Origin of the sequence: Streptomyces sp. NBC_00846 (assembly GCF_045207325.1) — a bacterium.
Taxonomy (GTDB): Bacteria; Actinomycetota; Actinomycetes; order Streptomycetales; family Streptomycetaceae; genus Streptomyces.
On the sequence record NZ_CP108846.1, the window covers coordinates 585,301 to 609,908 of the forward strand.

General features: G+C 68.9%; 25 protein-coding genes and 4 pseudogenes. 14 read left to right on the top strand and 15 right to left on the bottom strand.

What is annotated here, in order from left to right:
• Positions 1–422: 422 nt before the first annotated feature.
• Positions 423–1,316, top strand: a complete 894-nt coding sequence (locus OG936_RS02770) for a serine hydrolase (protein WP_406492268.1) — start codon at positions 423–425, stop codon at positions 1,314–1,316.
• Positions 1,317–1,368: 52 nt separating this feature from the next.
• Here the strand turns inward: OG936_RS02770 and OG936_RS02775 are convergent, their stop codons facing one another.
• Entirely contained in the window at positions 1,369–1,947 is a 579-nt protein-coding gene (locus tag OG936_RS02775) for a TerD family protein (RefSeq protein WP_406492270.1), read from the bottom strand.
• A gap of 107 nt (positions 1,948–2,054) precedes the next feature.
• On the opposite strand from OG936_RS02775, the gene OG936_RS02780 reads away from it, so the two are divergent.
• Positions 2,055–2,285, top strand: a complete 231-nt coding sequence (locus tag OG936_RS02780) for a hypothetical protein (protein WP_383759488.1) — start codon at positions 2,055–2,057, stop codon at positions 2,283–2,285.
• A 19-nt stretch (positions 2,286–2,304) separates the two neighbouring features.
• Here OG936_RS02780 and tatA read toward each other — a convergent pair whose 3' ends face one another.
• Positions 2,305–2,580: a Sec-independent protein translocase subunit TatA gene (gene tatA, locus OG936_RS02785; RefSeq protein WP_406492271.1), complete on the bottom strand. Its 276-nt coding sequence runs from the start codon at positions 2,578–2,580 to the stop codon at positions 2,305–2,307.
• 146 nt (positions 2,581–2,726) lie between these two features.
• On the opposite strand from tatA, the gene OG936_RS02790 reads away from it, so the two are divergent.
• Entirely contained in the window at positions 2,727–4,265 is a 1,539-nt protein-coding gene (locus OG936_RS02790) for an LCP family protein (protein WP_406492273.1), read from the top strand.
• Positions 4,266–4,297: 32 nt separating this feature from the next.
• Here OG936_RS02790 and OG936_RS02795 read toward each other — a convergent pair whose 3' ends face one another.
• Positions 4,298–4,675, bottom strand: coding sequence for an ArsR/SmtB family transcription factor (locus OG936_RS02795; protein ID WP_406492274.1), 378 nt, complete (start codon positions 4,673–4,675; stop codon positions 4,298–4,300).
• Positions 4,676–4,911: 236 nt separating this feature from the next.
• On the opposite strand from OG936_RS02795, the gene OG936_RS02800 reads away from it, so the two are divergent.
• The 4 genes from OG936_RS02800 (at position 4,912) to OG936_RS02815 (ending at position 7,726) form a co-directional block, all read left to right on the top strand.
• Positions 4,912–5,178: a GlsB/YeaQ/YmgE family stress response membrane protein gene (locus OG936_RS02800; protein ID WP_266744827.1), complete on the top strand. Its 267-nt coding sequence runs from the start codon at positions 4,912–4,914 to the stop codon at positions 5,176–5,178.
• Positions 5,179–5,364: 186 nt separating this feature from the next.
• Positions 5,365–5,718 carry a hypothetical protein gene (locus OG936_RS02805; protein ID WP_406492275.1) on the top strand — a complete coding sequence of 118 codons (354 nt, stop codon included), beginning with the start codon at positions 5,365–5,367 and terminating at the stop codon, positions 5,716–5,718.
• 165 nt (positions 5,719–5,883) lie between these two features.
• On the top strand, positions 5,884–6,612 hold the full coding sequence (locus tag OG936_RS02810) for a lysophospholipid acyltransferase family protein (protein ID WP_406492276.1): 729 nt from the start codon (positions 5,884–5,886) through the stop codon (positions 6,610–6,612).
• Positions 6,613–6,676: 64 nt separating this feature from the next.
• Complete coding sequence (locus tag OG936_RS02815; protein ID WP_406492278.1) at positions 6,677–7,726, top strand: NAD-dependent epimerase/dehydratase family protein; 1,050 nt, start codon at positions 6,677–6,679, stop codon at positions 7,724–7,726.
• An 83-nt stretch (positions 7,727–7,809) separates the two neighbouring features.
• Here OG936_RS02815 and OG936_RS02820 read toward each other — a convergent pair.
• The 5 genes and pseudogenes from OG936_RS02820 to OG936_RS02840 all read right to left on the bottom strand — a co-directional run.
• Positions 7,810–8,784 (bottom strand): annotated as a pseudogene (locus OG936_RS02820) (alpha/beta hydrolase); the annotation flags it as partial.
• A gap of 2 nt (positions 8,785–8,786) precedes the next feature.
• Positions 8,787–9,239: pseudogene (locus OG936_RS02825) on the bottom strand (urease accessory protein UreD); the annotation flags it as partial.
• Positions 9,145–9,468 (bottom strand): urease subunit beta, encoded by a 324-nt coding sequence (locus tag OG936_RS02830; RefSeq protein ID WP_406500304.1) that lies wholly within the window; start codon positions 9,466–9,468, stop codon positions 9,145–9,147. The pseudogene OG936_RS02825 and the gene OG936_RS02830, both read right to left, overlap by 95 nt.
• 126 nt (positions 9,469–9,594) lie before the next feature.
• The gene (locus tag OG936_RS02835) at positions 9,595–9,879 is read right to left on the bottom strand and encodes a type II toxin-antitoxin system Phd/YefM family antitoxin (RefSeq protein WP_406492279.1); all 285 of its coding nucleotides are present in this window, start codon (positions 9,877–9,879) and stop codon (positions 9,595–9,597) included.
• Between the two features lie 531 nt (positions 9,880–10,410).
• Positions 10,411–10,896: pseudogene (locus tag OG936_RS02840) on the bottom strand (ISAzo13-like element transposase-related protein); the annotation flags it as partial.
• A 200-nt stretch (positions 10,897–11,096) separates the two neighbouring features.
• On the opposite strand from OG936_RS02840, the gene OG936_RS02845 reads away from it, so the two are divergent.
• Positions 11,097–11,336 (top strand): BTAD domain-containing putative transcriptional regulator, encoded by a 240-nt coding sequence (locus OG936_RS02845; RefSeq protein WP_406492281.1) that lies wholly within the window; start codon positions 11,097–11,099, stop codon positions 11,334–11,336.
• 217 nt (positions 11,337–11,553) lie between these two features.
• Positions 11,554–12,789 carry a hypothetical protein gene (locus tag OG936_RS02850; RefSeq protein ID WP_406492283.1) on the top strand — a complete coding sequence of 412 codons (1,236 nt, stop codon included), beginning with the start codon at positions 11,554–11,556 and terminating at the stop codon, positions 12,787–12,789.
• On the opposite strand, the gene OG936_RS02855 is transcribed toward OG936_RS02850, so the two are convergent.
• Together OG936_RS02855 and OG936_RS02860 are read right to left on the bottom strand one after the other, a co-directional pair.
• On the bottom strand, positions 12,773–14,512 hold the full coding sequence (locus OG936_RS02855) for an asparagine synthase-related protein (protein WP_406492284.1): 1,740 nt from the start codon (positions 14,510–14,512) through the stop codon (positions 12,773–12,775). The two genes, OG936_RS02850 and OG936_RS02855, sit on opposite strands and share 17 nt — an antisense overlap.
• A gap of 79 nt (positions 14,513–14,591) precedes the next feature.
• Positions 14,592–15,098, bottom strand: coding sequence for a lasso peptide biosynthesis B2 protein (locus tag OG936_RS02860; protein ID WP_406492286.1), 507 nt, complete (start codon positions 15,096–15,098; stop codon positions 14,592–14,594).
• Between the two features lie 1,085 nt (positions 15,099–16,183).
• Here OG936_RS02860 and OG936_RS02865 point away from each other — a divergent pair.
• From OG936_RS02865 to OG936_RS02875, 3 genes and pseudogenes are all read left to right on the top strand, one after another.
• Positions 16,184–17,419, top strand: coding sequence for a S8 family peptidase (locus tag OG936_RS02865; RefSeq protein ID WP_406492288.1), 1,236 nt, complete (start codon positions 16,184–16,186; stop codon positions 17,417–17,419).
• Complete coding sequence (locus tag OG936_RS02870) at positions 17,416–17,664, top strand: hypothetical protein (protein WP_406492290.1); 249 nt, start codon at positions 17,416–17,418, stop codon at positions 17,662–17,664. Before OG936_RS02865 ends, OG936_RS02870 begins: the two co-directional genes overlap by 4 nt.
• 105 nt (positions 17,665–17,769) lie before the next feature.
• Positions 17,770–18,131 (top strand): annotated as a pseudogene (locus OG936_RS02875) (hypothetical protein); the annotation flags it as partial.
• Here the strand turns inward: OG936_RS02875 and OG936_RS02880 are convergent.
• Both OG936_RS02880 and OG936_RS02885 read right to left on the bottom strand, forming a co-directional pair.
• Positions 18,109–18,687 (bottom strand): hypothetical protein, encoded by a 579-nt coding sequence (locus tag OG936_RS02880; RefSeq protein WP_406492291.1) that lies wholly within the window; start codon positions 18,685–18,687, stop codon positions 18,109–18,111. The pseudogene OG936_RS02875 and the gene OG936_RS02880 overlap by 23 nt on opposite strands.
• Positions 18,688–18,947: 260 nt before the next feature.
• Positions 18,948–19,235, bottom strand: a complete 288-nt coding sequence (locus tag OG936_RS02885; protein ID WP_406492292.1) for a helix-turn-helix domain-containing protein — start codon at positions 19,233–19,235, stop codon at positions 18,948–18,950.
• Between the two features lie 678 nt (positions 19,236–19,913).
• Between OG936_RS02885 and OG936_RS02890 the strand changes: the two genes are divergently transcribed.
• Together OG936_RS02890 and OG936_RS02895 are read left to right on the top strand one after the other, a co-directional pair.
• Positions 19,914–21,023, top strand: coding sequence for a C1 family peptidase (locus OG936_RS02890; protein WP_406492293.1), 1,110 nt, complete (start codon positions 19,914–19,916; stop codon positions 21,021–21,023).
• A gap of 48 nt (positions 21,024–21,071) precedes the next feature.
• The gene (locus tag OG936_RS02895) at positions 21,072–21,587 is read left to right on the top strand and encodes a hypothetical protein (protein ID WP_406492294.1); all 516 of its coding nucleotides are present in this window, start codon (positions 21,072–21,074) and stop codon (positions 21,585–21,587) included.
• Between the two features lie 107 nt (positions 21,588–21,694).
• Here the strand turns inward: OG936_RS02895 and OG936_RS02900 are convergent, their stop codons facing one another.
• The 3 genes from OG936_RS02900 to OG936_RS02910 form a co-directional block, all read right to left on the bottom strand.
• Positions 21,695–22,021, bottom strand: a complete 327-nt coding sequence (locus OG936_RS02900; protein ID WP_406492295.1) for a protease inhibitor I42 family protein — start codon at positions 22,019–22,021, stop codon at positions 21,695–21,697.
• Between the two features lie 453 nt (positions 22,022–22,474).
• The gene (locus OG936_RS02905) at positions 22,475–22,774 is read right to left on the bottom strand and encodes a hypothetical protein (protein WP_406492297.1); all 300 of its coding nucleotides are present in this window, start codon (positions 22,772–22,774) and stop codon (positions 22,475–22,477) included.
• 15 nt (positions 22,775–22,789) lie between these two features.
• Positions 22,790–24,430 carry a M6 family metalloprotease domain-containing protein gene (locus OG936_RS02910; protein ID WP_406492298.1) on the bottom strand — a complete coding sequence of 547 codons (1,641 nt, stop codon included), beginning with the start codon at positions 24,428–24,430 and terminating at the stop codon, positions 22,790–22,792.
• Positions 24,431–24,608: the final 178 nt, after the last annotated feature.

Here is a 24,608-nt window from a genome sequence, read left to right on the forward strand (position 1 = left end):
ACATCGCGGTGTTCGGGACGCCGGCACCCCGCCTGGACGCGACGAGCCCGACCCACTTCGTCTTCCCGGGCCAGCGGGTCAACGGCCTGCTGGGTCCGGTACGGTGGCGGGCTGCCGGCTTGACGAATATCACATGCCGACATGTCACCTCATACCGGACATTTCCCCCACTGTGGCCAACAGGGCTGGCTCCCGGGCGCGTAGGGTCGGCCTGGCTCATGAATGGGGATCCGGTCCGGTACGGCTGAGCCCCGCCCCCCTTCGTCACATCTCCGCGGCCGAAGACACCAGGACAGCGACCTGCTGCGGCCGGCTCGTTGCGTGGTTGCAGGCAATACGCGACGTAAGCGCGACTCTCAGCCGGCCAGAGCGAGGTCCCGCGAGACGGCCTCCGACACAGCGTGGGACAGGAGACAGCCTTCATGTACCGATCACCCCTATCGGCCGGCGCTCGGCGCGGCCTGGCCGCCGCCCTGGCCGCATGCTCCATGCTCACCGCGTTCGCACTGGCCACCCCGGCCTCCGCCGACACGGCCAGTGCCACGGCGGCCGGTTCGAAGGTCGTCTGCACGTCGAAGAAGCCGGGCCTGGCCGCCGCGCTGTCCCACGACATTGCCGGCGCCCTCGACAGTCGCCAGGGAACATCGTCGCTGGCCCTCTACGACCGGAACACCCGGACCACCTGCGAGCTCAACGCCGGCACCCACTTCGACTCCGCCAGCGTCGTCAAGGTCTCGGTGCTCGGAGCACTGCTGCGGCAGGCCGAGGAAGCACACCGGAAGCTGACTCCGCGGGAGGTGGAACTGACCACCGCGATGATCACCACGTCGGACAACGACTCGACCTCCGCCCTCTGGCGCCAGATCGGTGCCGCCGGGTTCCAGAGGTTCCTCACCCTGGCCGACATGCGGCACACCGTTCCCGGTGCGGGTGTGAGCTGGGGTCTCACCCGGACGACCGCCGGCGACCAGCTCCGGCTGCTGCAGCTACTGACGACGCAGAACGCCGTACTCACGCCGGCGTCGCGCGCGTACGCCCTCGACCTGATGCATCGGGTCGCCCCCGACCAGAGGTGGGGCGTGCCCGCCGGATCGCCCGCCACGGCAAGGGTGCAGGTCAAGAACGGCTGGCTGCCGCGCGCCACCGGCGGGTGGCGGGTGCACAGCTTGGGCGCCTTCACCGAAAACGGTCACGACTACGGCCTGGCCGTCCTCTCCAGCGACAACCGCACCATGGACTACGGCGTCGCCACCATCGAAGGAGCGGCCCGCGTCATCCACCACGACCTGACCGGTGCGGCGGCAGCGGGCCACTGACCGGGACATGTGACCGCCCCTCCCCCGCGCGCCCTTCCCGGCACCGCGCCACTCAGGCGACAGCTACGCCGTAGTCGGTGGCGATACCCGCCAGTCCCTGTGCATAGCCTTGGCCGATGGCGCGGAACTTCCACTCCCCGCCCCTGCGGTACAGGGCGCCGAAGACCATCGCCGTCTCACCGGCGGCGTCATAGGAGAGCTCGTAGCGACACATCTCACGGCCGGTGAGGTTGTCCACCACGCGGATGAAGGCTTCGTCGACCTGCCCGAAGTTCTGGCCGCGCCGTTCCGCGTCGTGGATGGAGACCGCGAAGACGACCTGCCGCACTTTTTCGCCCAGCCCGTCGAGGTCGACGAGGATCTGTTCGTCGTCCCCGTCGCCTTCACCGGTCGTGTTGTCGCCCGTGTGCCGAACGGCACCATCGGGGCTGATGAGGTTGTTGTAGAAGACGAAGTGCTCGTCGGAGATCACCTTCATCTCAGGGCCGCAGATGATCGCGGACGCGTCGAGGTCGAAGTCGGCGGCGCCGACCGGCCGTGCGTCCCAGCCCAATCCGACCGTGACGTCCGCGAGTGGGGTGCCGTCCTGGTTGAGGACGACGTTCTGGCCCTTGGTGAGGCTGACGCCCATGTGTACTGCTTCTCCCCATGGTCGAGTTGCGTCAGGGCTCGCGGTCGAGCCCCGGAGTGACGCGTTTCACAATAGTTTAAAGCTTGCGCAATAATTAAAGTATGAACATGGATGCGAACGACTTGACCGGCTGGGAGCGCGCGAAGCTCGAAGGCGGCCCTGCGGACGGGGCATGGATGCGGGTCACCGACCGGCCCGCGGTGCTGCAGGTCACCTACCCCTGCCAACTGGATTCCTCGCCCGGGGACATGCGCGTGGAGGCCCTCTACGTCTATCGCCGGGATCCCCGGGTGCAAAGTGAGCCGCTGAGGTACGGCTTCGATGGCGCCAGCCCCTGATGGTGCCGCCTCGCCCGGTTCAGCGGGCGGCGTCGTTGCTTTCCGCGGCCGGGCGGGCCGGAGCCGGCTCGCCCGCGGCCGGGATCACCGAAGGCGCGACCCGCACGGACGGGCCGGGATCGGCGGCGGGACCCGGTGCGTCATCCTCCTTCATGGCCTTGGTCTCGCTCTTGAGGATGCGGAGCGACTTCCCCACGGCTCGCGCGGTGTCCGGCGGTTTCTTCGACCCGAACAGCACGATGACGACGATCGCCACAATCAGCAGATGCCAAGGCTCCAGCCCATTACGCAACATTTCCCGCCCTGCCCTTCACCTCATCGACCAGGGTGCGCACCCAGGAGTGGCCCCCACCGGAAAGCTTGCTACATTGCGCAACTGTACAACCTTGGGGTGGGGCGAGTCGTCCCTCTGTATCAACCGGACGGATGAGGGGCGTACACATGGCAGGCACCCGCCGGCAGATGGCGTCTCCGCGTCACGACGACGCTCGATCCGCCGTACGCGGACGGCGGCGCAAGCGCAGCCGGGCGCGACTCGTGCTGGTGACGGCTCTGTCCCTGCTCGTGCTGGTGACGGCGGGAGCGGGGTGGATCTACCTCCGGCTGGGCGGCAACATCGAAACCTTCAGCTCGGACGGTATATCCGACGACCGGCCGGATGCCGCCGCCTCGAAGGGGGAGAACGTTCTGGTCATCGGCTCGGACGCGCGCACCGGCGGGAACGGTGATCTGGGCGGCGGCGACAAGAGCGACGTCGGCCGCTCGGACACCGCCTTCCTGCTCCACATCTATGCCGATCACCAGCACGCCGTCGCCGTGTCCATCCCGCGTGACACCCTGGTCGACATCCCGCCCTGCAGGCTCCCGGACGGGAGTTGGTCCAAGACGCAGACCAACACCCTGTTCAACGGGGCGTACTCCATGGGCCAGACCGCCAAGGGCAACCCGGCCTGCACCCAGAACACCGTCGAGAAGCTGACCGGACTACGTGTCGACCACACCGTCGTCGTCGACTTCAAGGGCTTCTCGGAACTGACCAAGGTCGTCGGTGGCGTCCAGGTGTGTCTGCCGCAGGACATCTACCAGCGGGATCTCAATCCCAACCGCACCACGCGCGGCAAGCTCCTCTTCGCCAAGGGCGAGCAGAAGGTCGCGGGGCAGCAGGCACTGGACTACGTGCGCATTCGGCACGGCATCGGCGACGGCTCCGACATAGGCCGCATCAAACGCCAACAGGCCTTCGTCGCAAGCCTGATCAAGAAAGTGAAGAGCGACGGTCTCACCCCCACCAAGCTCCTGCCGCTCGCGGACGCCGCAACCCGGTCCATGACCGTCGACCCCGGCCTGGGATCAGCCGACAAGCTGTTGTCCTTCGCGATGACGATGAAGGACATCGACCTGCACAACACCAAGTTCGTGACCGTTCCCTGGCGGTACCAGGGGGCACGGGTCGCCATCGTCGAACCGGACGCCCACGCCCTGTGGGCGGCGCTGAAAGTCGACCGGACCATCGACGGCACGGATGCCAGCAGCAAGGAAGCCGGCGGCAAAGCCCCGGACGAGACGGCCTCGGCCGCCCCCTCGGCGGCTGCCGATGAAGGGTTCTCCGGGGACGGCATCGATGTCGCCGTCTACAACGGCACCACCGTCACCGGACTCGCCGCCGACGCGGCGCTGCCCCTCAAGGACCACGGCTTCACCGTCACCGGCACCGCCACGGCCGGAAGTCAGGACCACAGCACCACAGTGATCGAGTACGGACCGGGGGAGGAGGACCGGGCGAAGACGGTCGCCCGCCTCTTCCCCGACGCGGAACTCCGGGCGGCTGCCACAACAGGTATCGATGTGATCCTCGGCCGGGACTACGCGGACAACCCCGCAGCCACCGGCACCGCCGAGCCGGCCTCCGTACCCGCCGAAGTGGCTGACGGTGCCCGCTCCGCCGACGACGACCTCTGCGCCGACCTCTCCTACGGCTGAGCTGAAGCCGCCTTCGCGGCCCCTCAGTGGTCTCAGGCGCCGGTCCCGCGGACCGCGCGCACCGGTGCGGACGCAGCATCGGCGCGCGCGGTCAACTGGCCGACCATCAGCCGCACCACGGTCACGGTATCGGGGTCGTCCACGAAGTAGACCATCCGTCGGCCCTCGCGACGGGAGCGCACGAGACCGGCGAGCTTCAGCTTCGTCAGGTGCTGACTGACGGCGGGCAGCGCGCCGCCCACCCGCTCCGCGAGTCCGCTCACATCACTCTCGCCCCGGGCCAGCGTCCACATGATGTGCAGCCGCGCCGAGGACGCCAGCAGCCCGAAGGCCGAGGCCGCCGCCGCGAGTACCTCGGCAGGCGGGTCCTCGAAGCTGTCGACGCCTGTCGTCACCGTCGTCCCTCCCATGTCCCGGGGTCGCTTGCGAACCTTCCCAGTTTAGACCGCAGTCCAGAACCCCGAACGACGTCGGCCGCCCGCCGATGAGCCGGTCCATGCCCACCGGCCGCCAGACGTTCCGGCGCAACCAGCACCGCCCGCGCCGCGTCTTCACCCTTATCTGTACGGTTGCGCAACCGCGCAATGCATCGCTGTCGGCTGGAGGAGCCTCCGCCCGGCGCGATCCGAGAAAGGGAACAACGAACGTGGGCATCATCAGCTGGATCATCCTCGGGCTCGTCGCCGGAGTCATCGCCAAGGTCCTGCTCCCCGGGCGCGATCCCGGTGGCCTGATCGGTACCACTCTCATCGGCATCGCCGGCGCCTTCGTCGGCGGCTGGCTTTCGGCGCACTTTCTCGACCGTCCCGTGGAGAACGACTTCTTCGACCTGACCACATGGGGCGCGGCGATCGGCGGCTCCCTCGTCCTGCTCATCGGCTACCGCCTGCTCTTCGGCAACTCGCGGGACTGACGCAAGCCCGGAACTCCGTCGGCACTTCTCCCACTCCTTGCAGGTTTCCGCGTTGCTGTGGAAGCCAGCGAGGAAGCCGGGAGGTGAACGTCTGCCGGGGCGGGCCGAAATCAGTCACGTCGATCAACTCGCCTGGATCTCGGCCGTACCGAGCGCGCCGGCATCCGGCCCCGCGCCGCGCGCGAAATGCGTCACCGTGCTGCGCATGGAGGCCGCCCGTACGCCTCACGACCCCGCGCTGACCGCACTGGCCGCACTGGCCGCACTGGCCGCACTGGCCGGCGAACTCGGCGTCCGCAACCGGGATTCCGTGGGTGGTGGGCCGGCCACCAGGTGCGCGGTCCACGGCAACTCACCACGACCTGTGTCCACCCGGTCGTCGGCGTCCTCACGCTCGACGTCCAGCAGTTCTCCGTCGAAACCCACCCCGGCCAACAGCTCATCACCTGCACCACGGAACCCGGCTCGTTTTCCCACGAGGCACTCCGGCTCCTCCTGCAGTGGTCCGCAGCCGGCACCGGCCACCAGGACGACCGGTGAAGCTCTCCCGGGCGAAGAACAGGGCACCATTGAGCGTCAGCACCAACCCGCCCGCAGACCGGTACACAAGACGACGGCTGCACCTAGGCTGTCCTCCCCTGATGTGTCCGCCGACCTCGCGGAATGCAGCCCTGGAGCCGATCCGACCGAGCTGGGAGCCGCCCCGTGTTCTACTACGTGCTCAAATACGCCATTATCGGGCCGCTTCTCCGGCTGTTCTTCCGTCCCAGAATCGAGGGTCCGGAGCACATCCCGGAGCACGGCGCGGCCATCGTCGCCGGTAACCATCTGTCGTTCTCCGACCATTTCCTGATGCCCGCGATCCTCAAACGGCGCATCACGTTCCTCGCCAAGGCGGAGTACTTCACCGGGCCGGGAGTGAAGGGGCGGCTGACCGCGGCCTTCTTCCACAGCATCGGTCAGATTCCGGTGGACCGGTCCGGCAAGGACGCGGGGCAGGCGGCGATCCGTGAAGGGCTCGGGGTGCTGGGCAGGGGCGAGCTGCTGGGGATCTATCCGGAGGGCACCCGTTCGCACGACGGCCGGCTCTACAAGGGCAAGGTCGGTGTGGCCGTGATGGCGATCAGGGCGCAGGTGCCGGTGGTGCCGTGCGCGATGGTCGGCACGTTCGAGATCCAGCCGCCGGGACAGGTCGTTCCGCGCATCAAGCGGGTCACCATCCGCTTCGGCGAGCCGCTGGACTTCTCCCGCTATGCCGGTCTGGAGGACCAGAAGGCGGCGATCCGGGCCGTCACCGACGAGATCATGTACGCCATCCTCACGCTCTCCGGCCAGGAGTACGTCGACGAGTACGCGGCCAAGGTGAAGGCCGCGCAGGCCGAGCAGACCAGGCAGACCGGGCCGTCGAAGAAGTTCCCGAAACTGCGACGCTGACGGCGGATCCGCGCAGGGTGAACTCCTCTCGTCCGGGCCGCGGTCCCCGCCTAGCGTGCCTCTCATGACCAACGGAAACGCATGGGTTCTGGGAGCGACGGGACAGATCGGGCGAGCGGCCGTGCAGGCGCTCGTCGAGGACGGCTGGGAGGTGACGGCCGCTTCCCGCGGCGGCGGCCGGGACGCGCGGTGGGACGACGCGGTGCGCACGACGGCTCTCGACCGGAACGAGGACGGGGCGCTCGCGGCCGCGCTGGGCGACGGCTGTGACGTACTGGTCGACATGGTGGCGTACGGGGCGGGCCACGCCCGGCAGCTGACCGGCCTCGCGGGCCGGATCGGTTCGGCGGTGGTCATCTCCAGCGGTGCGGTGTACGAGGACGATCGTGGGCGCAGCTTCGATACGCAGGACGAGCCCGATGGATTTCCCCGGTACCCCGTGCCGATCCCGGAGGCCCGGCGCACGGTTCCGGCCGGTGATGCCACCTACGGGACGCGGAAGGTCCAGCTGGAGCAGGACCTGCTGGCGGCGGGGGACGCGCTGCCGGTGACACTCTTGCGCGCGGGGGCGATTCATGGGCCGTACTGCCGCTCCCCGCGCGAGCTGTACTTCGTGAAGAGGCTCCTGGACGGCCGGGAGCGACGGGTGCTCTCGTACGGCGGTACGTCCCGTTTCCATCCGGTTCATTCCACCAACCTGGCCGAGCTGATCCGGCTCGCCGCCGGGCGGCCGGGTTCACGGGTGCTCAATGCCGGGGATCCACAGGCGCCGACGGTCGCGGAGATCGGCGCGGCCGTCGACGCGGTGCTCGGCCGGAGCACCGAGACCGCGCTGATGGCGGGCGCGCCAGGGGAGGACGGCGTCGGGGAGACGCCGTGGAGCTGCCCCCATCCCGTCGTCTACGACATGACGGCCGCCGAGCGGGAGCTCGGGTACCGGCCGGTGACGGGCTACGCTCAGTCGCTTCCGGAGACGGTCGAGTGGATCGCCGCGCAACTGGCGGGCAGGGACTGGACGGAGGCCTACCCCGCCATGCTGCGGTCGTACGGGAGGAAGCTCTTCGACTACGCGGCGGAGGACGCCTGGCTGGAGGCGTACGACCGGCAGGCATGAGGCGGATCCGGTAACGCGAGAACGGGCGGCCGGTGGATCCGGGGTCGCCCGTTCCCGTTACTCGGGACCGCTGGGTGTGACCGTTACGGCTTGGGTGTGGCGTGCGGGGCGCACGTCACGTCGTCGCGGTCGGTGCTGCCCGTGAGCAGGTAGGCGTCCACCCGCTCGTTGATGCAGGGGTTGACCAGACCGGTGACACCGTGCGAACCGGCGTCCCGTTCCGTGATGAGGCGCGAGCCCTTGAAGCGCTTGTGCAGTTCGACGGCGCCCTGGTACGGGGTGGCGGCGTCACGCGTGGACTGCACGATCAGCACCGGGGGCAGGCCCTTGCCGGTCTTGACGTTCACCGGGTTCTGCTGCTTGGCCGACCATGTCGCACAGGGCAGGTTCATCCAGGCGTTGGCCCAGGTCATGAACGGGTAGTCCTTGTGCAGCCGGGTGTTGTCGTGGTCCCACTTCTGCCAACTGGTGGGCCATTTGGCGTCAGTGCACTCGACGGCCGCGTACACGGCGTTGTCGTTCTCCGAGGAGATGTTCCCCGCGGTGTCCGACATGTCCGGGGCCGCCTCGTCGACCAGGGCCTGGGTGTCGCCACCCAGGTAGTCGCTCCAGGTCTGGGCGACGAGTGCCCAGGTGGAGTCGTAGTACGGCGCGTTCTGGAAGAAGCCGATGAGTTCGGCGGGGCCGACGACGCCACCGATCGGGTTCTTCTTGGCACTGGCGCGCAGCTTCAGCCACGCCTGCTCGACCTTCTCGGGGGTGTTGCCGATGTGGAAGGCGGAGTCGTTCTTGGCGACCCATGCCTTCCAGTCGTCCCAGCGCTTCTGGAAGGCGATGTCCTGGTTGAGGTTGGCCTGGTACCAGATGTTGTCCTTCGACGGGTCGACGACACTGTCGACGACCATGCGGCGGACGTGGGTCGGGAAGAGTGTGCCGTAGACCGCGCCGAGATAGGTGCCGTAGGAGACGCCCAGGTAGTTGAGCTTCTTCTCACCGAGCGCGGCGCGGGTGACGTCCAGGTCGCGTGCGGTGTTCGGCGTGGTCATGTGCGGCAGCATGTCGGCCCGTACGCGACCTGCTGGTCGATCAGCGGACGGCCGGCGCGACGCACGGTGAGGCGACTGGTGAAGGTGCCGGTCCTCTCGCCGTGCCGGCCGAGGATCTACGCCTCGCGCAGCACCAGCCCTGCGGTGGGGGCGAGTTCGACGCGCGTGGTCATGCGCAGGGCACTGCCGTGCGCCGAGACGAGTTGCTCCGGCAGCCGGCAGAGCCCGGCCCGCTCCCCCACGCTCAACTCGATGTCATACGTGGTGGGTTCGGCGGCCGGCCCGGGCCCCGGCCCCGGCCCCGGCCCCGGCAGGGCGATGGTCTCCGCCGCCGAGCCGACGGTGAGCCGGGCGCCGTCCCCGACCCACGCCTCAATAGCGAGCCGGTTGACGGCGAGCGGTGCGCTCATGACTCCAACGACGGTGACCCGGGCGTACGGGCCGCTTCCGGCCCGGGTCCGGCGGACCGGGGACGATGCGCCGTCCGGCGAGGGGGACGAGTTCGACGTCGACGGGTATGCCGGGTTCGAAGCGCACGGTCGTTCCGGCGGCGAAGTGGAGACGCAGACCGTGGTCGGCCGCGTCGGCCGCACCACACACCCCGCCCGCGAACAGCCCACGCAGCACCCGGCCGAGCGGCACATCGGGGGCCTGCGCCCCCGAGCCACCCTGGCAGCCCGGCCCCCGTTCAGGCATGCCGCAGCGCCCCGGAAGCCCCGCCACGGCCGGGGGCGCTGCGGCATTCCACGTCACGGGTCGTCGGCGGCACCTCAGGCGCCGGGCTCGTGCTGCGCGCTCAGGCGTCAGGCCCGGACGCCGCACTCAGGCGCCGGGCTCGGAATGCCCCCGGTGTTCCGCCGCGATACCGAAACGCCTCGGTTCGCCGGGAGCGGACACGGAGGAGCCGATCGAGGAGACCGAGCTGATCACCTGCTCCTCGTCCGCCACCCCTCCGTTTTCGAGTCGCTCCAGGTCAGCGGCCGAAACGAGCGCCACGAGCGGCTTGCCGTGCCGCGTCACGACCACTCGCTCGCCACCGTAGACAACGCGGTTGATCAGTTCGGCGAGCTCAGCTCGGGCTTGCGTCACCGGAATCTCGTAGGCCATGTTCCCTAGCCTATGTAATGTCCACCTGGTCCGCCGTGGTCCGTGGCGACAGCGATTGCCCAGGTCAGAGGCTCTCGTGTGCTCCCGTGCGCTGTCGTTTGTGAGAAATGTGTGAGACGGGGTGAGACGAAGAGTTAGCTGGTCGCCCTGAATCCTGGCGGGTCTCAGCGGGGATCGACGCCTCACATGACGCGATCGTGCTGGTGCAGCCAGACGTCCTGGCCGTGAGATCTCCCGGCCAGCCCGAAGGCGTCGGCGGGCGGCTCACCGAGACCGACATACCGCGCACACAGCCTCGCTCTGGTCCCAGAAGCAGCGCGGCCCGCGCCCGCCGCCGTCGCCGCGTGTGCCCTGTTCTCCCGAAGCTGCCGCGAAGCGAAAAGTAACTATCTGTAATCAAAGTGACGCTCAGCCACGGAGAGTGAGGCGGGGTCCGGGGACTTCGCCGCCTTCCAGGCTGGCGAAGTCGGCGTGGGCCTGGCCGCTGGTGGAGAGGGTCTGCGCCGGACTGGGCATCCCCACCAGCGCCTTCGGATCGCCCTTGGGACGGTAGGTGCGGCCGGGACGAGCGAACTCGCCGATCGGTTCCTTCTGCTTCGCGTCCACACTCACCACCGGCAGACCACGGGCCAGGAAGCTCTCGGCAGCCGCGTTGATATGCCGGAACTGGGCGTCACGGTCCCGGGACTGCGAGCCGGCTCGGGTCTTGGTCATGCCCTGCAGACTGAACCCCATCTCCCGCAGGAGCCCGCCGACCACCGGAGCACTGACCGGATGCCCCGCATCGCTCAGCTCTCGGGCCAGGTCCCGCAACGACGCCGTTGTCCAGCGCAACGGTGAAACCGGATCGCCCACCTCCCGCGGCTCGATCAACGCCTCAAGCACGGGCCGGAGACCAGGGTCCCGCTCAGGAACCGATCTACGGCCACCGCCTGGCCGCCGCACCCGACCCAACGGCTCAGCCCCGCCGGCGAGTTCGACGCGTCCCCGCGCGACGGTCGACTCCGATACCTCCGCCAGCCGACGGCGAACGCGGCGGTGCAGCCCGGCTCCTGCAGGAGTCTGATCGTGCCGTCAGGGGCCCAGCTCCCATTGCTGTGCGTTTGATCCGCCACATCCGTGGATGCACGTCGACGTGCACGCCTGCAACCGAAACGGCCCTCAGCGTCGTCCAGGGCTGCGGCCCGCCGCCGACCACCCGGCTCCCGCAGGGGCTGTTGAGGGGAGAAGACCTGTTGTCGGGCTGGGACGAGGAATGGGTGCTGCTGGAGCGCGAACGCCTGCAGCAACTGCGGCTGCACGTCTTCAACGCGCCGGCCGAGACGCTCGTACGAGTGGGAAAGCCGGCGCTCGCCCTCGAGGCGGCGTGGGAGAGCGTGCGCACGGAGCCGCTTCGGGAGAGCGCGCACCGGGCCGCCCGCCGGTGCTGCGGCACCGTCGCGAAGCCCACCTGGTGAACCGCGGAGCCCAACCGGACAACCGCGGGCCGCCGGGGACGTCCCACGTTCGGGGGCCCACTGGTGGCGACCTGGTGGATCACCTCGGACGATGGTGCTCGAACCCAGGGCACGACCGGCGTCCTCAGGAGGTGATCGCGTGCGAGCTCGGCCCAGGCCGCACCCCGGCTCGCACCCGAGGGTGCGACGACCCTCGCTGACGACCTGGCCGTCGCGAGTGGCCCTGGTGGTGATCCTGCTGGTCCTCCTCATGACGACTCTGTTGCTGGCCCGGTTCGGTCGCGAGGACTTCGTCCATGCTCTGACCTTCCCGGGCCGGATCACCGGTGCCGTTCTTCTCGCGGTCGCGTTCACCACGCTGCTGGGCGCCGCCGCCGCCCTGGACCACTGGGTCTGGCACCGCTTCCTCTACTCCGGCCTGGTCGCGCTGATCGGCACATTCGCGGCCTTCCTGACCAACGCCATGCTCCTGGCCGAGACGTGGAAGGACGGCGATTCCCTGGCCTACCCGGCCTTGTTCGGCGCGCTCGCGGCGGGTTCGGTATGGGCTTCCTTCGCGGTGTGGCGGACGTCGGTCGCGATCCCCGCTCCCAAGCGGCTGGCCGTCGCGGTGATCGTTCCCTCGGTCCTCGCGGTCGCCAATTTCGGCTACCAGAACCTCTATCAGCCGTACCAGCGGGAAACCAGGCCAGTCATCACGTTGTCCATCGGGAAGGCGGTGCTGAGCAAGGACCGGAAGGCATTCGCCTTACCGGTCGACCTCACCCTCCAGAACCACAGTGACGTGGGTTTCTACGTGCTCCAAACCGAAGTCCACGCGATGGGGCAGCGGGTGCCGCTCAGCCCGAAGGACCGGCTGCGCCAGCAGTGGCGAGCCGATGCCGAGCAGTGGACCGGATCCTCGGAAATGAACCCCCTCTCCCGCAGAGAGATCCACCAGCCCGGCGAGCTGGTGGAGGCACAACCGTGGATGCCCTATGGACAGTGGATCGAGTCGAGCGACACCTTCGCCACACGTGTGGTGGTTCAACTGCCCATCGACACGCCGTACGACCAGGTCGCGTTCTATGCCAGCGCGAGCCTGGCGCGCAAGGACCGGCTCGTGCTGCAGCCACCGCTGCAGTTCGTGGCGAAATCCTGGGGCCGGGGCGAGGTCCCCGGATGGGTGAAGCAACAACAGAAAAGTGGCCAAGACTCCCTCATCTACCGTGCCAGGGTGCACGAGAACAACGCGATCGACGAGTACACGAGGGATGCGCGTTTCGTAACCGTCTACTGGATGTTCGGCACGGGCGGCGCGAAAGTGGCGACGTCCATTGGGCGCAAGGGAGAGGAGAACCGCGCCCCCCAGACCCCGGCGGAATTTCGCGAGACGGTGAATCGGTACGGCCTCGTCGACCTCCTGACGGGCCCTTACGTGCGGACCCTGTGGGACATCAAGAGCCAGCGCTGACGGGCACCGCCGCGCCGAGCGCGCCGGAGCCCCGGCCCAGTCGCTCCAGCCAGACCACCAGGGCGAGCGAGCTGTTCAGCCGGTCCAAGGAGTGCGCGTCCCCCAGGCCGAGCTGCGCCTCCCGCACCGCCCGGCACAGCATCTCGACGTCGAACATCTCCGCGATCAGCGGATGCTGGGCGGAGCGGCACAGGGCGACGAGTTCGTCGCCGTGTGTCCGCAGGCCGCGGGCATAGAGGTCGTCGAAGGGGACCTTGACCACCCTGCCGCTGATCGGGGCAGGGAGCAGGTCCGCCATGGCCTCGCGGAGAACGGCCTTCGGAAGGCCCTGCCGGAACGTGGCCGCGACGGGGAGGCGGCTCATCGTGGCGACGACCTCCGGGTCGAGGAAGGGGTTTGAGAGGAAGAACCCGTCCTCACTCGCGCGATGCCAGGACAGCGGGTCGGGAGCGGCGACGTAATTGGCGGCATCGTACAGCGACTGTTCCGGCCTGCGCCCGAACACGAAGCGGCTCTCGGCGATACCGGCCTCCCGATAGCCGTGCGCCCGTGCGAATCCGGAGCGCAGCCATCGGGGGCGATTGAAGGTGCCGAGGCCGCCGAGCACCGTCCCGCCGCGGAACAGTGCGGTGAACCGTTCGGCCACGAGCGGAAAAGCCGGCCGGACCACGTAGGCGTGGACGACGTCCCGCAGACCCCGCTCGTTCCCCTCGGCCCAGGCACGTGCCTGCCGGGTCATCTGCCGTAGCTGGCCCGTACGGGCGAGCCTGTGCAGGTGGAACGGGTTGGCGTCGGCGATGGGATCGGCTCCGCAGCCGGTCAGGAGGGTGTCACAGCCAAGTTCCGCGGCCTCGGAGTGGAGTCTGCCCCAGAACGGGGCGCGGAACGCGTGCGCATGAGGCTCGTCCACGTCTCCCGCGTGGTGCTCGAAGTCGTCGAAGTCGGCCACGTCGTCGGCATCGACGATCACCGGGCGCGCTGCGGCTGCGTGCCGGCGGATCTCCTCCATCGCGATGTCGAGGTACGGCTGCTCCGCGGCCAGCTCTCCGCGGGAGAAACGCCCGGCGAGCAGGACGAGGTTCCCGGGGCCGGCTCGCCTCTCGACCAGCAGACGTGCGGCAAGCAGCGCGACGCTGGTGGAGTCGATGCCGCCCGAGACATGGCATGCCGTCGTCGTGCCCATACGGCGTCCGACGGCGTTCTCAAGCGCCAGGCGCAACTCCTGCGCGGCCTCACCGAGGTGGGGTCCGTCAGCCGTCGGCGCGGGCGGGGCGGTGGCCCGACGGACGGGTCGCGGCGTACGACGGCGCAGCTGCCCGGTGAGGGAAAGCTCCACCACCTCTCCGCCGAGCACGCGGTGCACCCCGGCGAACGGCGTGAGGTCCGTGTGCGGTTGCGCCATGTTCCCGGTGAGGTATCGGCAGAAGTAGCGGGGATCCAACTCTGTGGCGTTCCCCAGGCTGCGGGCGGAGGTGCTCACGGCATTCACTCGGCCACCCGACGCCCGGAAGAACAGGGGGATGCGTGCCTGTTCGTCGCGGATCAGAAGGATGCGGTCGCGGCACACCAGAACGGCCGCGTAGTCGCCCACCGGCAGCGGCGGGACGGCTCCGTTCCGGCCGAAGGCGTCGAGCAGGCCGTGCGCGCCCGCCGACCGGTCGCGGGCCGAGCCGACCCAGCCGACGACGGCCGCGGTGCCGGCCGGCGAGGAGACAGTCGTCACGAGTCCCTGACGCGTCATGGCATCGGAGGTCCGGAACCTCGGTGTGCCATCGGACCACTCAAGGCCGAGCGCATCCATGTCACTGTCCCCCGCAGCCGATCGAGAGCACCGGTGTGAAGGCGTGCCCTCGCGGATCGGCGTCCGGGATGCACACTCCGGCCGAAACCGTCCAGGCGTGCAGGGCGAAGGGGTGTTCGCGGACACCGACGTGGAGTACGGCCTCCATGCCGGACCGCCGCAGCAAGAGGAAGGCCGTAACGGCCTCGGACTTGCAGTCGCCGTTGACGAACCAATTGCTGCGGCTGTGAGTCTGTACCGCTCGTTTCAGGCGTCCGAGCTCCTGCGCGGAAGGGAGGTCGGCACGGGCGTAACCCGGGGCAGCCAAGGACAACAGCCGGAGGACACGCCCGAATCCCAGGGTCCGGATGAGCAGGTGCACGCCATGCAGCCAGAGCCCGACGGCGCCGGATTCCACGTGCTTCTTCCGGCGGCCCGTCGCGCATCCGGCCCGCACGAGAACGGTGACGAGCTCGGCGCGTTCCTCAGGGCTTCCCTCGGCGAACTTCCGGACGTCCTCTGCCGTCATCCCGAGAAAACGCGTCCGTCTCCAGTCGGCGATCAGCGCTCCATCGGACATCCGGCTGACACGGCAATGCGGTGACAGGATCCTTGCCATGGCTGCCAGGGCATCTGTGTTATCCGCCACCACATACCCTCCGGGATTTCACCGTGGACGGTGTCAGGACTGGTATCCGTGACCGTCGTAGAGTCCGCCGCTGAAACCCCGGATCAGACGGCCGTTGCCGAGAAGAACCAGTCGAAGCGGCTTACGACGCCGCAGCAATCGGAGAAACATCGCCCACCTCCAGAGTCAGTCACAACCGATCAACTCCAGGCTACGCCGCCACGAATGGCCCGCAACCGGGCTGCCGCTCGCTACGTGCGGTCCGCGATCGCGTGCCGTCGGCGAACGCACCTGAACGGTCGTGCCGACATCCATGGCCGGTGTGGGGCACTGGCCGTGGAGTGGTGCCTCCGAGGGGCACCGGCGGTACGCAGCCGCCCGAGGACCTCGTCCGCGATCGCGCGGCGAGGCGGGATGCGGCCCCGTGACCAGCGAAATCAGGATGAAATTTTCTCATTCCGGAAGCCGTGACAGATCACGAGTGAGGTGTCATGCGAGGACGACCGGCCCTGGTCCTGGTGCACAGCCTCTCGTGGGGGCCCTGACCTGGCAGCCCGTCGCGAGAGTGCTGCACGCCCGAAGGCACGTGACGACCGTGCCCTCGTTGGCGAAGGCATTCGTGGGCACCACACCGTACTACCCGAGGCTTGCTGCGGCCGTCGCGGAAGAGATCGACCGACGGCGGCGCTGCGTTGCGGGTCTCCGTGCCCAATGCGACGGTGTACGAGGGGCAATGCCGACGGCCCTGGCAAGGGACAGCCTTGGAGTCGGCGGCACCACGCGTCGATAGACGGCTGAACCGCGCCCCACCATCCTTGGCGCCTGACACTCCGTGAATCAGCGCGTGTCCACGAACCGGAAGAAGCGCACAGGAAGCGGGAACTTCAATGGCGAACGGCCCCATGGACGGGCGAGCATTCGGTGGGCAGCCCAATCGACCCAATGGCCCCGTCACGGGCCAACGTACGGAGTACACCGGTCGGTACGTGGTCCTGCTCGACCCGAGCAATCAGGAGAGCGGACTCAACGCGCTGCGTTCCTCCGCCGACATCGCGCCCGTCGAACGTGTCCGAGGAACCGAGGCCGCGAACGTCGCCGAAATCCTCGAGCGCCCCGACGTCTCGGTGCTCTTCGAAGAACTCGGCGCCGCCGTCGTCGAAGTGCGGCCCGAGATGCGCCACGCGCTGGTGACCACGGCCGAGGCGGAATCCTCGATCATCGCGGCCGAGCCGGAGCGCATGGTCTACGCCATGCCGATCACCGCCCCGCAGGAGGCGCCGACCGAGTTCTTCCCGGCCTACCGCAGCGACGAGGAAGTGGTTGCCCGCCACTCCAGAGCCGAAATCGCTGCTGCCCAGGGCGCGGCCTGGGACGAGCAGAACTGCACCTGGGGCCTGCAGGCGATCCGGGCCAACCTGTCCAGCCTGACCGGACGCGATGTGAAGATCGCCGTCCTCGACACCGGCGTGGACACCGACCACCCGGACCTGGTCGGGCGCATCGAGGCGACGACCTCCTTCGTGCTCGGCGAGGCCGTTGAGGACGGCAATGGCCACGGCACGCACTGCATCGGCACGGCTGCCGGTCCGGCCAACCCCCAGCAGGGACCCCGCTACGGCGTGGCCTGCGACGCCCGCATCCTCGCGGTGAAGGTGCTCAGCAACGCAGGCAGCGGCACCGACGGCCAGATCCTGGCGGGCATGGCCTGGGCCATCGCCCGCGGCGCGCGGGTGATCTCCCTGTCGCTCGGCTCTCGGGTCCGACCGGGTGAGCTCTTCCCGCAGACGTACGAGAAGCTGGCCCAGCGCGCGCTCGAGCGCGGGACAGTGATCGTCGCTGCCGCGGGCAACGACAGCACTCGACCCCCGCGCATCGAGCCCGTCAGCCGGCCCGCCAACTGCCCCTCCATCCTCGCGGTGAGCGCGCTCGACAAGGCACTCACGCCGTCGTTCTTCTCCAACGGCGGCATCAACAGCCAGGGCGGCGAGGTCAACATTGCCGCGCCCGGCATGGACGTGCGCTCGGCTGCCCCTAACGGCGGGTACCAGAACTTGAGCGGCACCAGCATGGCCACGCCGCACGTCGCGGGTGTCCTCGCAATGCTCGCCCAGGCGAACCCCAACGCTTCCGCGGCCGATCTCAAGGCCAGTCTGTTGTCCGGTGCGTTCCCGCTGACGCAGCCCGTCAGGGACATCGGCTCGGGTCTTCTCCAGTCGCCGTGAGCGAGTTGTCCAACTCTGCGCCGGTCGGGGTCATCCTTGCGGTCGCCCCCGACCGGTTCGCGGAAGTGGTCGAGGCCTTGCGCCGGGCCGGGCTGACGGTCACGGGCGAGCAGCCGATCCTCGGCACGCTCTCCGGCACCGTCGCGGAGGACCGGATCCCGGCCCTGGAAGCGGTCGACGGCGTCGAATCCGTCGACCGGGAGCGCACCATCCAACTCCCCCCGCCCGACTCCCCGATCCAGTGAGTCCGAGAAACGGCGCCCGGGCCTGTTCGTCTCCGTGCCGTCCTCCTCCTCCGGGAACGGCGGCATGTCGGCCGGTGGCTGTGCGAGCAGCAGCGCCCGGTGGGCGTCGCCGTGACCGTCACAGCCGCCAGTCTGTCGGAGAACGCCCTGGGAATACGCCTCCTCGCGACCAGGCCAAGAAGACGACCTATCCGACCATCGCCAAGAGCTGGGGCGACACCGGCTTCAAGAAAGCCGGTGTCGAGCACGGAGCGCAGCTCGGAATCGACGTCGAAGTCGTCAACAGAAACCCTGGAGTTCGCGGTTTTCACGTCGTGAAAAGGCGCTGGGTAGACGAGACCCGCTCCGAAGCCATGATCCACGTTGCGTGGCCGCCGGCCAATGAATGGCCCCCCGTACGGCGGAGCCGACGAGGGGCCGGTGGTTCGACTGACGGGCCGCGGGTCAGTACTTGGCGGCCAGACTGACCTGAGTGTCGCCTCCGGCGCCCTCGAGCCGCCACCGCAGCCACTTGCGGTCGGGCGCGTTCGTGTTCACCGAGAGCCAGTGTCCCGGAACGACCGTGCCCTGCCAGTTCTGGACCCAGAAGCACTCCTGGCCGCTGCACTCCCACACGTCGACGAAGAGCTGGGCGTTGCGCGACCCCTCGCGACCGACCATCGCGATCCCCGTCCCGAATCCCACGGCCCGATCCGTCCCGCAGATCGCCCAGTCCCAACCCTGTACGCACGCCTGGGCGCCGTTGCAGAACGTGTTCCGGAACCAGACCTGCTCGTCCGTGGTGAGCACCGTCGACTCGTCGTAGCCGGCCCGCTCACCACTCGCCTGCTCTCCGGTCTCGGGCGGTCCCTCGACCTCGCCGGGAGTGGCAGGAAGATGGTCGACCGCGCGACCGCCCTCCACGATCGCCTTCGTACCGTCGGAGAACTCGAGGAACTGGATGGCGCGGTCGTCCCCCAGCGCCATCGTCGTCCGAAGGCGCGGAGGCAGCGCCTGCTTTATGTTCGTGGACGTCGTTGTCATCTCAGACTTCCTCTCTTTGGCCAAGGGACGCGCAGTGACGCGCCCTGCCAAGGCGAGTGCGTGCTGAAGGGGGATTGCGGGCCGCCGGTGCGTCCGATAAGGGACTTCCATCCCGTGCGACCCCGCTCGTTCTCAGTCTGTCACAGCGTCTGCTGATGCGCTCGCCCACTGCCCGGGCCGTCGGGCCGCCTCAGCACTCCCTTTGAGCCGGGCGAGGTCGGCGGCAACGGCAGCGGCGTCGGCCGCGAACCCGGCATCACTCATCCCGGGCCGCCGACGCTTGTAGCGGTCTCGGCGGGCAGCCCACAAACCAGCGCCTTGACCTGGACGGCCTGCAGCGCGGTGAACGCCGGCGGGCGGCCGGGGCGCTTGCGGTCGGTCAGCCCGGGCCTGCCTTCCTCGGCGAACCGGCTCCGCCAGGTGCGCACAGTGTCCAGGTGCAGGCCCGTCTCCCGAGCGATGCGCGCGTTCGAGCGGCCCCTGGCTGCATGAAGCACGACGTGCACACGTATCCGGGCCTGGTGGGGAGTCTTGTGGCCATGGGCCATCTCCTTCAACCGATGCCTCTGCGTGGCGGTCAGTGATATCGGGAAGGCGGGGGCAACGGGCAAGGAAGTCCGGCCGATCAGCAGAAGTGGATCTTACGGCCGGATCCTGCCGCAGCACGCCCTACCGCGACCGGCAGGATGGCCCCACGCCCACCGGGCCGGAGTCGACCAAGTCCTCCCTCGCCCAAAAGCTGACCGCGTGAGCCCGCACCGCTTGGCCCGAGTTGGCCGCCGTGATCCGCCCCCGGCCCGGCGGGGCTCACGGGACGACGCTGAGAGAGTTCACGGCCCGGTGATCGTGTGTGGCCAGGGACGGAAGGGCCCTGGTCCCACACGATCACGCATTTCCGGTCCGGCCTACCGGTCTCCGGGAGCGCGACGGTCGCTGCACGTGAATCATGATCACCCCAACGGCCGATCAGCACACAGCATGTGATCCATGAGCGCGGTCCGTCTTCGGCGTGTCGCCGAGGGAGTCGCACAGGGGGAGCAAGGGGGCATGAGCCGGCAAGGCTCCGCACGTGCGCCACGCGTTTCGAGTGGCGAACTGCATCGCCAGGTTGTCCACTGAGTCCCGTTGGCGAAGCCGCCAAGCCGCCCGACAGGGCAGCCACAGCACCGCCGGTTCTCCCGGCCTGCTTCGCCCCCACCTTCCCCCGACGTGCGAAAGGCGTCCGCATGCCCGTAAACGAACCCATCGATCTGGCGGAGCTCAGAGCAACTCTGGAACGCGCCGGCAATCCCTGGCGATCGACCAGCAACTCCATGACGCGACTGATCGAGCAAGAGCGCGTCAACCGGCTCGGCGTACCGGTCGACGAAACCGAGCACGCCGAAATCATGGCTGCTCGGGAGCAGTACATTGCCGCCGCCCAGGAAGCCGCGGTGCAGGCGGCGGACCTGCCCTCGGCGTTCGACCTGCGCAATATCGGAGGCCTGGACTACACGACCCCCGTGAAGGACCAGAAGAACTGCGGATCCTGTGTCGCGTTCGGCACGGTGGCGACCATGGAACACGTGGCCCGCTATGTCGACCGTGCGCCCTACCTGCCGGCTGACCTCTCCGAGGCCCACGCCTTCTACGGGTACGGCCGCGAGGCCGGGGTCACCTGCGACACCGGCTGGCTTCCGGAACCGCTGCTGGAGAAGGCCCGCGACTCGGGCATCACCTTCGAGGACTACTTCCCCTACACACCGGGGAACCAGGACAGCAGCAAGCTCAACCCGGACTGGCCCAACCGCCGCGCCAACGTGGTGAACTGGACGAACGACACCAACGATCCAGCCGCGATCAAGCGCAGCATCGCCACCTACGGGTCCGCCATCGCCTGCTTCTACGTCTACCAGGACTTCTTCAGCTACGGGGGCGGTGTCTACCGGCCGCAGACCGACAAGCTCGCCGGTGGTCACTGCGTCTCCCTGGTCGGCTACGACGACGCGCAGTCCTGCTGGATCGCCAAGAACAGCTGGGGCACCGACTGGGGGGAGCACGGCTTCTTCCGGATCGGCTACGGCGAGTGCGGCATCGAGAGGTGGCACGCCTGCGGCATCCAAGGCGTCAGCCTCCGCGCCTGGCTTGCCGACCAGCGCATCCTCGGACTGTGGAGCAACGAGGTGGACGCCAACGTGTGGGCCTACGGAGAGCTCCGCGGCTGGCTGAGCCTCGGCAGCAACGTGTCCGCGACCGACGCAGCGATGCTCGCCGAACTCGCTGCCTCCAAGTCGGCCGGCGCCAAGGTGGGACTGTTCGAGGACAACGGCAGCGTCCAGCAGATCTACGCCTGGTGAGACCCGAATGAGCAACGAGACGGCACGCGACCTCAGGAGTGGTACTGGATGAGTCCGCAGAAGATGAGCACGATGGAGGCGCTCTCCGCCAGGGCCCGCAACGGGTACAGCGGAATGGCGGCCGTGGACGGCGGCGGCGGCAAGCCGGTTATGCCGCCGCCGGGCGTGGAGGTAGGTCTCTCGGCGATCCCGGTGACCGAGTTCGGAAAGCCGAAGACCGACGCCAGGGCGGTCCGGTTCGAGGAGACGGTCGCAGGCGAGGCCCGGCCGGTGGTTCACCCGGACATCAGGGCGACCGAGCAGGCCATCCAGGCCATCGAGGCCGGCGGATCCGTCACGGGTGTCTGGACCCAGAACGTGATGGTCGACGGCATGTGGTCGATGGACCAGATCAGGAACGCCTACCTGCATGTCAAGGGCGGCACGTGGAAGAGGATCCACAACGGTTCCGACGCCGCCTTCACGGCGCTGACCACGCTGGCGTCCCAGGCACGTCAGACGGGACGGCCGATCACCTTCCGCGAGGAGACGGACGGGATGGTCCACGAGATCTACTTGTGGTGAGCTGACTCACCACCTCCAGCAGGGCCGTCCCGCAACCGGGGCGGCCCTGCCCGCGCGTGTCGCGGAAACGTCCGTCCGTCGCCCGCGCGCTCCGCCGAAAGAGAGGGTCAGCCTCCGGCCTCAGATCCGCTGACCGAGATCCGGACACTTAGCCGGTCCTGCACGTCATCCTCCCAGGGCCGCTTCAGCACCAGCTGCACCAGCCCCTCGCCGGCTGCTGTCGGTCGGACGCGCACGACCCGCTTCCCCCCAGCACCGGGCAACGGTTGCCCGGGGGCCTCGTACTCGTTGCCGGTCACCTCAAGACCGTCGTCTACGCGCTGCACCGACCAGAGATAGCCCGTAGTGGCATTCTCCGGTAGCTGCACCACGACCTCATCGCCGAGCGACACGTGGACTTCGGAGTCCCGCGGTGAGACTCGTACCTCGACCATCGCCGCACCTCCTCCCAGGACGCCGCGTGGCCGTGTCAACGTTGTATTCCACGTGCTCGGGCGCCACGGCCGGGAGACCTCGCATGCCATCGCGGACGATCCCCATTCTCCTCTTGAACCCTGGGCCTCGCGCTCCCGGCCCCGTCCGGAGCAGCCGTGCTGTTCTGCGGCCGCCAGGGCGATGGGCACGAGATCTCACTGGCGTGCGACTCCGGCCGGACTTCTGTATTTCTCCTGTTCAACGGCCTGGCGGTGGGGAGTGTAGCGGCAGCGCGGCATGCGCGGGGCGGACTTGGAGAGGCCGTCCCACCAACGTGTGCCCGTCCCACCAGCGTGTGCCCGCGCCGCATGCAGTGACAACGCCCCGAGCCCACGACAGCCCCGGGCCCGCGTCATCAGCGCCGCACTCTACGGGAGGCCAGGAGCGAGGGAGCCGGCCCCTCGCTGACGCCCTCACCTCGGCGGATCGACGACGAAGATGCCCGGAGCGGGCCTCTTCTCGGCCATCGCCTCACCCGAGGCGGCCAGTCTGGCCCTGGCGCGGATGGTGGACCCCGGCACCGCGTCCGCCAGGAGTGGGCTGGGCACGGCGAGCAGCAGGCGCTGCCCGACGTTCTTGGACAGCAGGTCGGCGTAGCCGGCTACCGGCTCGGCTTCGAGTACGTCCACTTCTGCCCGGTCCCAACCCGCCAGCCGCGGATGGGGCTCTGTCCTGACCAGCCGCGCGGTCAGGACAGTGCGATTATCGGCCACCTGCACCATGGTCGGTCACCGGCGGGGCAGGCCCTCGTGCCGGTGCATGCGGTGCCCGTCACCCGTCTTGGTGAGAGGCTGCGGGCCGCCCGTCGTGCCCCTGGCCTCGGGCCGCAGAATCTGCTCGAGGAACGCCTCGGCGCCCGCCCAAGGCGCCACGGCCTGCTCCAGAGTGGCGAGCCGCTCCTGAAGATCGTGGATCGTCCTGACCAGCCCGGGTACGTCCTCCGTCTCGCGCATGGCCACGGCATGGACGGGCGCGCGCACGGCAGCCCCCGCCGAGACCGATACCGTGGCGGTCATCGTGGCGGCGGGCGCCGAGATGTCCGTGACGGAGACACCGGTCACAGCCCCGGTGTACGACTGGGAACTGGGCTTGCTCGACGGGCTGAACGAGCTGTTGCCGGTGCTCCCGGGGTAGGTGTCGCCGTCGTCACCACGGTTCGTCGCCCATTCCAGGTCGCGCTGGTTGTCCGCCTGGACCAGGCCCACCATGTAGTGGTCCTCGTTGGTGTTGTCCGACTGGCCGTCGTCGACGTGCCAGATCAGCATGCCCGGGGCGGGCAACGAGCTGTCGAACCCAGTCTGTTGGCGGTTCTCCACCAGGAAGTACTCGTTCCCCGGCAGACCATCCGTCCACAGCCGGTGCACCTCGAAGCTGCTCTTGACGTCGGGGATGGACAGCGTCCCGTTGCTCATGACGTTGACAGGCTTGGCCCAGCCCTGCTGGATCTTGCACCATGCCGACGGATGCGTCGGGATGTCACCGCCGCCGCCCCATGAACCGGCGCCCATCAAGCACCAGTTGCCGACCCCCTCCGACGATCCGTCGACGTCGTACAGGTCGGGGAAACCGAACAGGAGGTGCCCCAACTCGTGGGCACAGACCCCGATCTTCGCGTCCTCGGGAATCGTGAGGTAACCGTAGATCCGGGCGCCGTCGGCGTTGTACGCGCTCGGTAGGACCCACTTGTGCGACCAGATGTCCCCCGGGTCGCCGGTGGCTTCGCCCCCCAGGCCGGAGTGCAGGACGACGAAGGCGTCGACGAAGCCGTTGCCGTCGTTGTCGTACGGCGCGTAGTTGATGAGAGGGTCGGCGCTGACGGCGGCGTCCCGGGCCATGATCTGCGCGCGCGCCTGCCCTGTCGGGCGGCCGATGCCGAAGTTGTTGTTGGCGTACCAGGACAGCTTCTGCGGAAGCCGGACCGGACCGATGACCTCGCCGACGATGTCCACCAGACCGTGGGTCACTTCGCGGTAGTAGTCCCGGACACTGCCGTGCGGGAGCTCGCCGAGGGAGAAGAACAGCTTCTCGAAGTGCTCCTTGTCCGCGGTCATCGGCTTGTCCGCGAAGTCCGCCAGGACAACGACGACGCGTATCGCGCCGGTCAGCGGGGCACGCGCGGCAGCCGCGGCGCGGATGGCCTCGTGCGGTGTGCCCGGCGGGAATTCGTCGGCCGGGATGATGGCGCCGTCGTCGAAACCGAGCATGCGCGGGGCACCACCGGGCCGGAACGTACGCGCCACATCCGATTCGCCGCGGACCCGCTCCAGTTCCTGCAGCATCCTGCCGCGCAGTTCCGGACTGGGTGCGATGGCGCAGAACTCCGACCAGACGGCGACCGCGGAATCCCGCGCAGTAGAAAGGTCAACCATGCCGAATCCTCCAAGAAGGGATGTTTGGTTGTTTCCACGGCCAGTGACGCATGCGGGTAGGACGCCTGCAAGACGATCACTCGTCCGGCGGGAGGAAGAGGCGATGGCTCGGTGCCGATCGGGTGAGTGGTATCTGCGGCGGACGGGGCGGGCGGTGAACTCGAAGAGGGTCGAGGCC

What these genes read in the sequence shown, in the direction of transcription:
- OG936_RS02770 (WP_406492268.1), top strand. Translation starts at nt 423, where the DNA reads ATGTACCGATCACCCCTATCGGCCGGCGCTCGGCGCGGCCTGGCCGCC.
- OG936_RS02775 (WP_406492270.1), bottom strand. Translation starts at nt 1,947, where the DNA reads ATGGGCGTCAGCCTCACCAAGGGCCAGAACGTCGTCCTCAACCAGGAC.
- OG936_RS02780 (WP_383759488.1), top strand. Translation starts at nt 2,055, where the DNA reads ATGGATGCGAACGACTTGACCGGCTGGGAGCGCGCGAAGCTCGAAGGC.
- tatA (WP_406492271.1), bottom strand. Translation starts at nt 2,580, where the DNA reads ATGTTGCGTAATGGGCTGGAGCCTTGGCATCTGCTGATTGTGGCGATC.
- OG936_RS02790 (WP_406492273.1), top strand. Translation starts at nt 2,727, where the DNA reads ATGGCAGGCACCCGCCGGCAGATGGCGTCTCCGCGTCACGACGACGCT.
- OG936_RS02795 (WP_406492274.1), bottom strand. Translation starts at nt 4,675, where the DNA reads ATGGGAGGGACGACGGTGACGACAGGCGTCGACAGCTTCGAGGACCCG.
- OG936_RS02805 (WP_406492275.1), top strand. Translation starts at nt 5,365, where the DNA reads ATGCGTCACCGTGCTGCGCATGGAGGCCGCCCGTACGCCTCACGACCC.
- OG936_RS02815 (WP_406492278.1), top strand. Translation starts at nt 6,677, where the DNA reads ATGACCAACGGAAACGCATGGGTTCTGGGAGCGACGGGACAGATCGGG.
- OG936_RS02830 (WP_406500304.1), bottom strand. Translation starts at nt 9,468, where the DNA reads ATGCCTGAACGGGGGCCGGGCTGCCAGGGTGGCTCGGGGGCGCAGGCC.
- OG936_RS02835 (WP_406492279.1), bottom strand. Translation starts at nt 9,879, where the DNA reads ATGGCCTACGAGATTCCGGTGACGCAAGCCCGAGCTGAGCTCGCCGAA.
- OG936_RS02860 (WP_406492286.1), bottom strand. Translation starts at nt 15,098, where the DNA reads ATGACGGCAGAGGACGTCCGGAAGTTCGCCGAGGGAAGCCCTGAGGAA.
- OG936_RS02880 (WP_406492291.1), bottom strand. Translation starts at nt 18,687, where the DNA reads ATGACAACGACGTCCACGAACATAAAGCAGGCGCTGCCTCCGCGCCTT.
- OG936_RS02885 (WP_406492292.1), bottom strand. Translation starts at nt 19,235, where the DNA reads ATGGCCCATGGCCACAAGACTCCCCACCAGGCCCGGATACGTGTGCAC.
- OG936_RS02890 (WP_406492293.1), top strand. Translation starts at nt 19,914, where the DNA reads ATGCCCGTAAACGAACCCATCGATCTGGCGGAGCTCAGAGCAACTCTG.
- OG936_RS02895 (WP_406492294.1), top strand. Translation starts at nt 21,072, where the DNA reads ATGAGTCCGCAGAAGATGAGCACGATGGAGGCGCTCTCCGCCAGGGCC.
- OG936_RS02900 (WP_406492295.1), bottom strand. Translation starts at nt 22,021, where the DNA reads ATGGTCGAGGTACGAGTCTCACCGCGGGACTCCGAAGTCCACGTGTCG.
- OG936_RS02910 (WP_406492298.1), bottom strand. Translation starts at nt 24,430, where the DNA reads ATGGTTGACCTTTCTACTGCGCGGGATTCCGCGGTCGCCGTCTGGTCG.